This window comes from Deinococcus deserti VCD115 (genome assembly GCF_000020685.1).
Lineage (GTDB): Bacteria > Deinococcota > Deinococci > Deinococcales > Deinococcaceae > Deinococcus > Deinococcus deserti.
This window is the reverse complement of sequence record NC_012526.1, coordinates 215,635-226,728: the sequence shown is the minus strand read 5'-3', so window position 1 is coordinate 226,728 and position 11,094 is coordinate 215,635. Positions and strand designations below refer to the sequence as shown.

9 protein-coding genes are annotated in these 11,094 nt (G+C 63.0%); 2 read left to right on the top strand and 7 right to left on the bottom strand.

Annotated elements, in window-relative coordinates; all coding sequences use genetic code 11:
• Positions 1-3 precede the first annotated feature (3 nt).
• The 6 genes from DEIDE_RS01140 to DEIDE_RS01115 form a co-directional block, all read right to left on the bottom strand.
• Positions 4-2,793: a DUF11 domain-containing protein gene (locus tag DEIDE_RS01140; RefSeq protein ID WP_012692132.1), complete on the bottom strand. Its 2,790-nt coding sequence runs from the start codon at positions 2,791-2,793 to the stop codon at positions 4-6.
• A gap of 138 nt (positions 2,794-2,931) precedes the next feature.
• Complete coding sequence (locus tag DEIDE_RS01135) at positions 2,932-5,202, bottom strand: DUF11 domain-containing protein (protein WP_012692131.1); 2,271 nt, start codon at positions 5,200-5,202, stop codon at positions 2,932-2,934.
• A 69-nt stretch (positions 5,203-5,271) separates the two neighbouring features.
• The gene (locus tag DEIDE_RS01130; protein WP_012692130.1) at positions 5,272-5,766 is read right to left on the bottom strand and encodes a hypothetical protein; all 495 of its coding nucleotides are present in this window, start codon (positions 5,764-5,766) and stop codon (positions 5,272-5,274) included.
• Between the two features lie 333 nt (positions 5,767-6,099).
• Positions 6,100-6,930 (bottom strand): isoprenyl transferase, encoded by an 831-nt coding sequence (locus DEIDE_RS01125; protein ID WP_012692129.1) that lies wholly within the window; start codon positions 6,928-6,930, stop codon positions 6,100-6,102.
• 68 nt (positions 6,931-6,998) lie between these two features.
• Complete coding sequence (gene mutY / locus DEIDE_RS01120; protein WP_012692128.1) at positions 6,999-8,060, bottom strand: A/G-specific adenine glycosylase; 1,062 nt, start codon at positions 8,058-8,060, stop codon at positions 6,999-7,001.
• Between the two features lie 70 nt (positions 8,061-8,130).
• A complete protein-coding gene (locus tag DEIDE_RS01115) occupies positions 8,131-9,570 on the bottom strand; it encodes a hypothetical protein (protein WP_012692127.1) in 1,440 nt (479 codons plus the stop codon).
• Between the two features lie 258 nt (positions 9,571-9,828).
• Here DEIDE_RS01115 and DEIDE_RS01110 point away from each other — a divergent pair, with 258 nt between their 5' ends.
• The gene (locus tag DEIDE_RS01110) at positions 9,829-10,233 is read left to right on the top strand and encodes a ketosteroid isomerase-related protein (RefSeq protein WP_012692126.1); all 405 of its coding nucleotides are present in this window, start codon (positions 9,829-9,831) and stop codon (positions 10,231-10,233) included.
• Positions 10,230-10,817, top strand: coding sequence for a GNAT family N-acetyltransferase (locus tag DEIDE_RS01105; protein WP_012692125.1), 588 nt, complete (start codon positions 10,230-10,232; stop codon positions 10,815-10,817). Before DEIDE_RS01110 ends, DEIDE_RS01105 begins: the two co-directional genes overlap by 4 nt.
• A gap of 12 nt (positions 10,818-10,829) precedes the next feature.
• On the opposite strand, the gene DEIDE_RS01100 is transcribed toward DEIDE_RS01105, so the two are convergent.
• Positions 10,830-11,066 (bottom strand): hypothetical protein, encoded by a 237-nt coding sequence (locus tag DEIDE_RS01100; protein ID WP_012692124.1) that lies wholly within the window; start codon positions 11,064-11,066, stop codon positions 10,830-10,832.
• Positions 11,067-11,094 lie beyond the last annotated feature (28 nt).

The window sequence follows — 11,094 nt, the reverse complement described above, 5'->3', positions numbered from 1 at the left end:
GAATCAGTTCCTCCAGCTCAAGCTCGGGTCGGTGGTGGCAGCACGGGATTCCCCCGTCCAGTCGAACTGGTAGGTAAGAACGGTTTCACCCGCGCTGAAGCTACCGCTGAAGGTATTTCTGCCTTCTTTCAGGGTGGCGCCCGCTGGGAGCGGATCGGTCAGCGTCACGCCGTTCAGGACCCTGGGGCTGAGAATGCGCAGGTGCACGGTGTAGCCACCGGGGCGCACAAACACGGTCTTCTCAAGACGCACGTCGCCGACCGTCAGGGTGGTGCGGCGCAGCACGCTGATGTCGCCGCCAGGCGGGGCCAGCGGAAAGTCCACGCTGGTCAGACCGGTCACGTGCGCGGTCCTGGTGCTGCTCAGGCCGCCGGCCTGGGGGGTGATCAGCGCCACATACGGGGTGGTATTGGGATCCAGGCGCAGGGCGTGGGTGCCAATGGGCACGTTGCCAAAGCTGTAGCGTCCCCGGTCGTCGGTCAGGGCTTCACGTCCACCGGCCAGCAGCACGCGGGCCCGGCTCACAGGCGTGTCGATGGCCTGGTCGTACAGACCGTTGCGGTTGCGGTCGACGTAGACAATGCCCACGATGTCAGCCTGGGGCGCAAAGCGCAGCAGATTGAGGCGAGTCGTTGCCTGAGCACGGTTGCTGGCAATAGCCTTAGCCACGCCGCCCGCTCCAGCCCCCGAGACGCGCACCGTGTTGATCATCGTGCCGGAGGCTTCCGGAGTTACGCGCGATACGTAGGTCAGCGTGACGGTACCGCCCGGCGCGATCCGGGGGACGGTCCAGGTGGCTGTAAAGGTCTTGTCTCCGCTCACGATGTCAGGGTCGGCCAGAGCTTCGTCATTCAGGGTACTGCTGCCCGGCACATATTCCAGACCCCTTGGAGCAGTATCAACAACCACAGCGTCTACGATGGCCGTGGTTTCGGATTGATTCGTGACGGTCAGGGTATAGAGCAGACGGTCGCCGTAGGCCGCCTCGCGGGCACTGACATTCTTGGTGACGACCAGTTTCGCCTTCCAGACCGGGGTGCTGGTCTCGTTGCTGGGAAGCGGGGTGGTGAACTCGCTGCTGACCAGCGTAAAGATATTTTTCAGGGCCTCACCGTCTACAGCGCGGTCGCTGACCCTGGTGATCAGGGTCAGGGTACGGGTCTCGCCCGCCGCTAGGGTCCCCAGTGCCCAGCTGACACTCTGGTTTCCGGGCCCACCGCTCACCTGGACGCCAGTACTGCCCGAGACAAAATTCAGATGGGCCGGCAGCGGATCAGCCACCATCACATCGGTCAGGGCGCGGGCATAGGGATTGCGTACTGCCAGGGTGTAGGTCAGGGTATCGCCCACCTGTACCGGGCGGTCCTGTGGCACAGGCACGGTCTGACCCGAGTCATTCACCGTGGTGGCCAGGAAGCTCTTGCGCAGTTCCGGCAGGCCAGCCTCTACGTTCAGCACAGCGTCGGTGGTGGCGTTCCTGGTCCCGCGCTCGCCGCGAATGGTCAGCACAGCGACCAGGGAACCAGCCTGCTGAGGCTCGTAGCAGGCGCGCACAACACGGGTCTGGCCCGGCTGCATCACGAAGGGCTGCGCCAGCGGCTGGCCATCCTCACCCAGCAGGACCGTGCTGGCAGCCCCCTGAGAAAAGCCGACACCAACCCGGTAGCTGTCTGACACGTCGCCGGTGTTCCTGGCAGTGTGGGCAAAGCACACAGGCTGGCCCACAACCCCCAGGTTGCGGCTCTGACGGTCCGCGTCGCTTCCTTCCACGGCCTCTGCGTCACCCTGCGGTCCGATTGCCACAGCTGGCAGGTAGCGCACGTCCGCAGTAACTGAGGCACTGAGTACCTGCCCCCCAGTGGTGACAGTGGCAGTATTCGGAATCTTCCGGCCATCTGCGGCTTCTGCCGCCAGCATGCGGAAGCTCAGCCTGAGGGTCTCAGAGGGTTTCAGGCTGGGCATGCGCACGCGCAAACCACGCACGGGCGCCGTTTCCTGCGCGGCCCAGCTTGTGGCGTCCTGCGTGTATTCCACCGTGCCGCCACTGGCTAAAGCGCTGCCGGCGACGTAGGTCAGGCCCTGCGCCGCCTGATCGGCCAGCAGGTCACTCACCACGACTTCACGGCTCTCCCCTGCCCCGCTGTTGGTGGCAGTGAGGGTCACAGTGGTCTCGGTGCCAGGGCGCACAAGTGCCGGAGTGAAGGTCTTACTCAGTGTCAACGCTGGCGGTGGATTCACAATCACGCGACTGACATTGTTCTCGTCCGCCACGCCGCCCGTGCAGCTACCGACCAGATTGACCAGGGCCGAGCCCTCGGTCAGGGCCCCGGCGACCAGCAGCAGTCTGATGCTCTCATCGGCTGACAGGCTTATTGCCGTGACGTCAGGCTCACCCGCGTCCAACTGCCCGTCGCCATTGAGATCCTGGACCACGCGCAGTGCCGGACTGACGCTGCCTCCCTCAACGCGCCCAGCCAGTGGGAACTGGAAAGTGGCATTGCCGGCGTTGACCAGCGTGTAGGCGAAGGCGGCCGTTTCGCCCGGCAGCCGCGTAACACTGTAGGCCGGTTGGGACGCTGTGCCGTCCGGGGTGATGCTGGCGGCGCATACCGGTTGGACCACCGTGCGTACCTCGTTGGAAAGCGCTACACCAGAGTCGCCTGCGACAGGTGGCAGGTACTCGGCGCGCACCTGATTGGTGATGACGGTGCCTGCTGGCGTTAGCGCACTGGCGGGGGCCATCAGACCCAGCACGCCCAGAAGCAGAGCAGACAGGAAGGGGGAGCGTTTCACGGAGGAACTCCTTTGAAAGAGCGCACGGCACAGACCAATGGCAAAAAAAGGCACGTAAATATGCCGGGGATCAAAAAGGTTGTCTGGTGTTGTGAAAGGAGCGCACCCCGCACGGAGGCAGGGTACGCTGGGGAAAATTTACTTGATGACTACGGTCAGGTTCAGCGTGACCTGAGCGTTGGAGGCCAGTTCGTCAGCCACCGTGATGACGCCGTCTCCGTTGAGGTCAACCGCAACTGCATAAACGTCGCTGAGGGTGGCGGGAGCTGCAGCACTCCACGCGCCGTTCGCACTGGTCCTGTACAGCACCTTCGCTGTGGCAACGCCAGCGGCCGTGGCACTGACGAATGTCGTATTTGTCGGAACGATGTCGCTCAGGACAATGTTCTTGACCGCCATTGGGTAGGTGTTCTTGGCAATAATCTTGTAGGCGATCTGCTCGCCCGGCCTGGCGGTGGTGGCGCCAGCGGAGGTGCTGGTGTAGCCTGCGCCGCCGTCAATGCCATTGACCGTCTCGGCCGCAGCACCGTTCCTGGCAATGAACTTGGCCACGTTCAGAGCGCCGGGACGCGCCACCCGAATGATGTTGTTGGTGTCGGTCATCCTGATGGTGCTGTAGTTGCCAGCAGCCGTCTGAGACACGGTGTAGTCACCGTTCGCCGTACCGACGGGCACGTCGATGACTGCCAGAACCTTGTACTCGGTACCCTTGCCCACAACCTGGGTCACGTACTGGCCTGCTGAGTTCCTGGACAGCTCGGTGCCGGTGTTCGCGTCGTAATACTTCACGGTGGCGCCGGTGAGTCCAGGTACAGTGGAGCCAAGCAGGAAGCTGTCGTTGTACTGGCCGTTGTTGACCAGATCCATCAGGAAGACTGCGGTGCCGTCGGTGCTGTCCGGGCTGGTCTTTGGCGCGCTGTAGTTGCCATAGGGCGTCACAGTCTCGACCGGATCGGGCGTGTTGACAGCGCCCAAAGTAGAGGTGCCGTCACCAAACTGAGCCGCAGCCGGGTAGATGATGTTGGTCGTGGTGGCGTTCGCCGTGGTGTCGCTGTCACTCAGCGAGTCGGCACCGATCACCAGGGTTACCGGGCTCACGGCGGCCGAGTCATCAGGATCGGGGTAGGTCACCTTGGTTCGATAGTAGACCGAGCTGCCAGCGGCCAGATCGAATGCTGGGTACAGGGCGCCACCGGGGGTAGCGATCACGTTTCCGGACGGATCAAGGAACTGCACCTTGGTCACGCTGCCCCCATTGGTGTAGGTAAACGTGGCCGTTGCTGCGTCGAAGGTCCAGTTGGCATTGAGGGTGCCATCAGCTTTCACGGCGTCCTCAGGGAACAGCTGCACCTTGTCCGGGGCCGAACCGGTGTTGCTGATGACGTTGTTGAAGGTCACTACGTCGGGATTGTTGTCAGCGTTGTCCGCCTTGGGGTAGGCGATCTGAAGATTGCTGCCCGTATTGGGAACAATGGGCGTGGAACCAGCATCGGTGTAGCCCTTGACCGTCTGTACAGGCGGCGTGTTGATGGTGGTGTCGGTGGGTCCGCTGGCCAGGGTAGGCACGTCCACATCTGCCGGTGCAGGCGGGGTATAAGGCGTGCCGTCCGGGTTCAGGGGTTTGGAAGTGGGCGGCGGGTTGACGGCCACGGAGTACAGCTGCACCTTCGTAAACTGCAGGTCAGTGCCGCTGGCCTTGGCCTGCTCGGTGTTCACGCTGCCGACGGTGTACCCGTTCTGGCCCAGGCCTGCGCCTGTACCTACGACCGTGCCTACCGGAGAAGCACCGTAAACCAGCGCGGGGTCAGAGCCGGCATTGATCGACACGACCTGAAGAATCTGGGTCAGGCCCTCGTCGGCGGACGTACCGGGATTGTCCCACGCCACCATGACGTCCACCTTGCCATCAGCGTTGGTATCGGTCAGAAGCGTATCGCTGCCGTCCAGCACGCCGTCGCTGTTGACGTCTCTGTAGTACGAAACCGCCTGGGGCCCGGTGGAGTTCTGGGTGTTGGCCGCAATATCGACCTTCAGCTCGATGTTGCCGTCGTTGGTGATGGTATAGGCAGTTTCAAATGTGGTTGCACCGGAGGAAGCCAGGCTACCCCTCTTGACCATCGTGGTATCACTCAGGCTGTTCTGAGTGCCGCCGTCAGCCGGAGTCCCACCTTTAAAGATTACGTCGAAGTCAGGCAGAGCCAGCACCGTGGTGGTGACCTTGTTCGAGTTCTGGGTGTTTGTGGCAGGGTTGGTGTTGGGATCTGCTGGCTTGCTGGGGTCGTAGGTCGGGTTGTCGAAGGTCGCAGTCGCGATGTTCTCGATGGAGGTACCGGCCTGGGTGTACTCGGCGCTGGCACTTCCGGCGGCCAGGGCGGCCATCAGGGCGAGGACTTTGGGGTTGACGTTCATTCGTTCTCCTTACAAGAAAGCCGTACTGTTGCCATGGCCAGCTGAGGCCTGAGCACCGTGGAAGAGGTGTTACTTGACCTGCACGCGGTAGCCGAGCTTCAGAGTCTGTCCGGCCTTGAGTTCGGGAATGATGTAGCGAACCGCCTGATACTCGCTGGGCTTGATTTCCACCTCGCGGGTCACGGACTTGCCGTTCTCTGTCAGGGTGACCTTCCGCTTGAGCGGGGCGGGGGCAAAGGTTTTGCCTCCATCAATGCTGTATTCGGTGCGGGCGCTGTCCAGCCCCTGCTCCGGAGCCAGATACGTGGTCGCTCTGGGAACATTTACGGGAATCCGAACGTTTTTCAGCGCCATGCTGCTGATATTTTTGGCAGTCACCACCTGACTGAGCACGTCGCCGGGCGCGTTTCCCTGTGCAGGAGACATCTTCTCAACAGGTTTCCCGTTCTCGGTCACAGTCTTGACAACATTCAGCGTCAGCGTGAGGCTCAGAGGACTGTTGACCTGGGCAAGCGTGGTACCAAGCAACAGAGCGAGAAGGACCGAGGGGACGTAACGCTTCATGAAACTCCTTGAAGAGGCAACAAAATGAGAGAACATGTGAAGCACATTCAGGCTTCTACACCTTCTCCTTGCTTCATGAAGGTAGCTGTAAGATTCTTACATGCTGCTTACATGCAGTATTAAGATTTTTTTCCTGATTTGTAGATCGTGGATGGGCAGCAGGTTCAGCTCAGCTCGTCTTTCTGTCCAATTGCGATCAGGACAGCATTTTTTTCACAGCCCCAGCAATCCGCGTTGCCCTCCGGGCTGTTTGCGCGCAGCCTTTGCCCCCATCGGGTGTACAGGCTGCCCTCTGCGTAGCGCAGGATCTGCAGTCAGCTCTCTCGAGATTCTTTATTTGCCAAACCGGCGGTCGCGTCCCTGGAAATCCCTCAAGGCACGCAGAAAGTCCACACGACGGAACCCAGGCCAGTACACATCACAGAAGTAGTACTCGGAGTACACGCTCTGCCAGAGCATAAAACCCGACAGGCGGATCTCCCCGCTGGTCCGGATAATAAAATCCGGGTCCGGAATATCTGCGGCATACAGGTGAGCACTGATATCGTCCGGGCGCAGGCAGGCGGCCACTTCACTCAGGTCGCGCCCGGCGGCAGCCTGCATTTGCAGATGCGTCTTGACGGCGTCCACGATTTCCTCGCGTCCCCCATAGCCCACGGCGATGTTCAGCCGCATTCCGTCGTAGTGCGCGGTTCGCTCTTCGAGCTCGCGCAACGCTGTTAAAACATGAGACGGAAAGTTGGCATGCTGCCCGATGGCGCGTACCCGCACCCGATTGGCGTGAATTCGGGGATCGGTGGCCAGATTCCGTGCTTCCTTCTCCAACAAAGCCAGAATGTGCGCCAGTTCCTGGGGATCACGACTGGTGTTGTCCGTCGACAGCACCCAGATCGTCGCAGCAGGAATCCCGAGTTCCAGACACCATTGCAACACTTCATGTGCCTTTTCTGCACCAAACGAATGGCCCATCTCGCGTTGCAATCCTGCGGCGCGCGCGAAACGACGGTTGCCGTCCAGAATCAGGCCCAGGTGACGCGGCAGTTTGCCATGGCCTTTCACTGCGCGGGTCAGGCGCTGCTCGTAGCCCCACATCAGAGCACCACGCGCCGCACTCCGGGTCTTTTGCAGGGTGCGGACAGCAGCTTTTACGGGCGTTCCTGACATACCGGCGACCAGTGTAGCGCGCAGTGCTCAGGCGCCGCCTCCTCCGTTAGATGCAGGGCAGAAAAACCCTACCCCGATGTCAGCAGCGCTGCCTGCCGCCGGACGTCGAGTTCCAGCGCCTTGTGGTCCAGCCGCGACAGGGCCGAGTCGGCCACCGACCGCAGCGGTAAAGGTGCCCGGGCCGCGTATACCCGCAGCGTGATCCGGCGATGGGTCATCGTGTGAGTCACCTGGCCCAGCAGCGTCGTGTGGTCAGCCTGCAGGCGCTCACAGAGTCTCTGGAGGGCCTGCTCAGCCGTCTCTCCGTCACTCACCACTTCCATAGGCAGACCCATCAGACCGCCCAGAAGGGAACCCGTCCGGCGCTCGAGCACCGCGTGGGTGTGGCCACCGATCAGGACCGCCACGGCCTCTTTTGCCTGCACTGCTGCACGCGCCTTGGGGGCAGGGTAGGCAGCCGGGCGCCCTTCGGCAAAAGCACAGCAGTACTTTGAAACAGGACAGTCACTGCACCGTGGGGACCGGGGGGTGCAGATGGTCGCTCCCAGGTCCATCAGGGCCTCGTTCCAGGCACCTGGCCGCTGGGAATCAAGCAGAGCGTCGGCCTGAGCCTGGACCCAGGTCTCGCTGGGCGCAGCCTGGGCATACAGCCGGGCCAGGACCCGGCGCACATTGCCGTCGTTCACTGCACGTGCCTCGCCAAAAGCCAGACTGGTGACCGCCGCCGCCGTGTAGGGGCCGACGCCAGGCAAAGCCCGCCAGCCTGCATAAGTGTCGGGAAAGCGGCCGTCGCTGGCCACCTGCCGGGCAGCCCGGTGCAGGTTACGGGCACGTGCGTAATAGCCGCAGCCTTCCCAGGCCTTGAGCACGTCGGCCTCAGATGCCAGGGCCAGGGCCTGGACAGTCGGAAACGCCTGAAGAAACCGGTCGTAATACGTCAGACCCCGGGCGACCTGGGTCTGTTGCAGCAGCACTTCTGAAATCCACACCCGGTACGGGTCACGCCGGCCCTCTACACCAGCCCGCCAGGGCAGGTCACGGCCCGCAGCGTCGAACCAAGCCAGCAGCGAGGTCCGCAGACCAGCCCTGTCAGGTGCCTCGTTGTGTCCGGGTCCGCCAAAAACACTCACCGCGCCAGTGTAGGGGCGCGGTGACGGACAGACTGTGCTGGCAGGCGTTTGCTACACCCTGACCCTGGGCTCAGGCGCGCACAACCTCGCGCTCGCGGGGACGTGCCGGAACACGGACCCGGCGGCGCACTCCCTCGGCGTATTCAGAGAGGTCACCCAGCAGTTCAGGGACGCCGACCCGCAACAGATACTGTCCGGCGGGCAGCGGAGTCAGAGCCAGGAAGGGCGGCTTCGTCAGGGTATCCAGGATGCTGCCCAGCTCGGCATAGTTCACGCCGCTGCCCAGGCGCTCAGCCAGGCGCTGCACGCTGACCACGCTGTGCGCGGGCTGCTGCGCCAGGGTCAGGAGCACAAAGCTGAAGGCTCCCCGCTGGGCCAGGTGAGCGCTGACAAACTCAGCCACACTGGCCGCAGATTCCAGGTCCACACTGCCGGCCTTCCAGTAACCGCGCAGATCCACAGGCGACAGCGGCGCCAGACGGGCATGCTCGATCAGAGCAACCAGCGCTTCACGGGTCAGGCGGCCCTGGTTGGCAGGACGCTGGGCCTCATCGGTCAGCAGCACACGGTAATCGGCCTCTTCCTGCCAGGCATCACTTTCAAGCGCCGCCTCGCTCTGGGCAATCAGCACGCTGTACCCGTGGGCGCCCAGTTCCGCGCTCAGGCGGGAGACGCCTGCGCCGGCGTCGTGAAGGCGGTATCCGGTCAGCCGCGCGAGTTCGGCCAGCTGCGCTCCGATCTCATCCGGCACCGGCACAAAAGCCGGGACGACCCGGGCAGTGGCTTCCGGAAACCGCACATCCAGAGGGCGGGCCACAGCCGGGGCAGCAGCGGCAGAAGCAGCACTTCCTGAGCGGTTCAGGGAAGCCGCCTCGACACTCCGGATTTCACGTGTCGGCGCCGCCTGGATTCGCTCGGTGATCTGCACGCGGGCTTCACCCGGGTCCCGTTCAGTCGGGCCGGTGCCTATTCGGGTCCCACCGACCGGCTCTGGCGTAGGCCGTGGCTGCGCCTCCTGGCGGGCCGGTGCCTCTCCACGGGCAGGGACCTCCTGACGGGACTGGATGTCCTGACGAGGCGGCGCTTCTTGCACCTGCGCTTCCTGGCGGGGCTGCACCGGAGCCGTATTCACTGCGCGGATTTCCTGAACGCGGACCTCACGCACATGGGGAGAGGTCGACACCACAACCCGCCGCGTTTCCGGCGCAGCGGATACAGGCGGGCGCGGAGGCAACGGCGCCGCGTGAGGCTTGACCACCGCTTCAACCTGATAACGCGCGGGAGCAAGGTTGGTCAGATGCAGCACATCGTTGACCCCAAGGTGCTGGGCATGAAAAAAACCACTCAGACCCCAAACGCGCTTCCTCTCAAGGTCCACCTGCACCGCATGTTCCTGACCACGGTCGTCCACGAAGTGGGCAGGGCCACTTTGCGGAAACGTGCCCTCGAGGTATTTCAGAAGCCGCATGCTGCCTTCCTGCAGGTCCGGGCGGGTAATGATGTAGCGCATTGATTTCACGCAGTAGCTCCTCGTAGGACAGCGTTCCAAACCGGCAACGCATGGGGTTAGTTAAAGTGTTTCTAAACTAGCAGAACTTCACGGCATAAAGGGCAGGTTCCGCTGCACAACAAGCTCCCCGCCCTGGGCGGGAGGTCCACTGCTTCATTGAGCCCCAGCCTCATGAAGCGCGTGTGAAGTCTACGTGCGTCTGTAGGCGTATTTGCCTACCTGCTCCGCAAGCCCTGGCTGCTCGGTATGCTGCGGCGCATGAGTGACACCGCCCTGCTGATCGAACGCTACTACGCCGCTTTCAACGCCTCGGATGCCCAGGGCATGCTGGACCTGCTTACTGACGATGTGCGTCACGACATCAACGAGGGCGAAAGCCAGACCGGCGTGGAAGCCTTCCGGGCATTTCTGGCCCGCATGGACGCCCACTACCGGGAGAAGGCCAAAGATGTGGTCGTGATGACCAGCGCCGATGGCACGCGGGCAGCGGCCGAGTTCATAATTCACGGCGAATACCTTCGCACCGACGACGGCCTGCCTGAGGCGCGCGGCCAGCGCTACGTGCTGCCGGTTGGAGCCTTTTTTGATATCAGAGACGGCAAAATTGCGCGGGTAACCAACTATTACAACCTGGCGGACTGGACCCGGCAGGTCAGCGGTTGAGCCTGACCCTGACCCCTCTCGACGGTCCAGGACTGCAGCCGTACATTGCGGATCTGGCGCGGCTTCGCCTGAAGGTCTTCCGGGACTTCCCATATCTGTATGCCGGCAGCGCCGAGTACGAGGAACGTTACCTCCAGACTTACCTGGACGCTCCGGACAGCCTGGTGGTTGTGGCCCGCGACGGCGCAGAGGTTGTGGGCGCCAGCACGGCCCTGCCCCTGGTGCAGGAAACCCCCGAAATCCAGGCTCCGTTTCAGGCCTCAGAGTTTATTTCCGAAGACATCCTGTACCTGGGTGAAAGTGTGCTGCTGCCCGAGTACCGGGGACGCGGTCTGGGCCACGCCTTTTTCGACCACCGCGAGGCCCACGCCCGCAGGCTGGGGCTGAAGGTCACTGCCTTCTGTGCAGTGCAGCGTCCCAGTGACCATCCCCGGCGTCCGGCGTCCTACCGGCCCCTGAATGCTTTCTGGGCGGCGCGGGGCTATACGGAACGTCCGGACCTGACGACCACCCTGAGCTGGCAGGATCTGGACGAGGATCATGAAACTCCAAAACCCATGCGCTTCTGGGTGCGGCGAATCTGAGAGCGGTGGTCCTTACTTCAGGTCAGGATGGTTCTGACGGCGCTTTTCGGCATCCTGCCGTTTTTTTTCCTGCGCCCAGCCATAGGAGCGCACAGCGTCGACAGCCAGCCAGACAGCCAGCAGGGTCGCCACGCCGGCCCACACCAGACTGTCCGCGCGCCAGGCCAGAACAGCCCACCCGGCACAGAGGACTGCGAGCAGCAGACTCAGGGCAAAGACGATGTGGGGCGGCACGCGGCGTCCGAACATGCCCGCAGCGTAGCGTCCGGCCACCTGC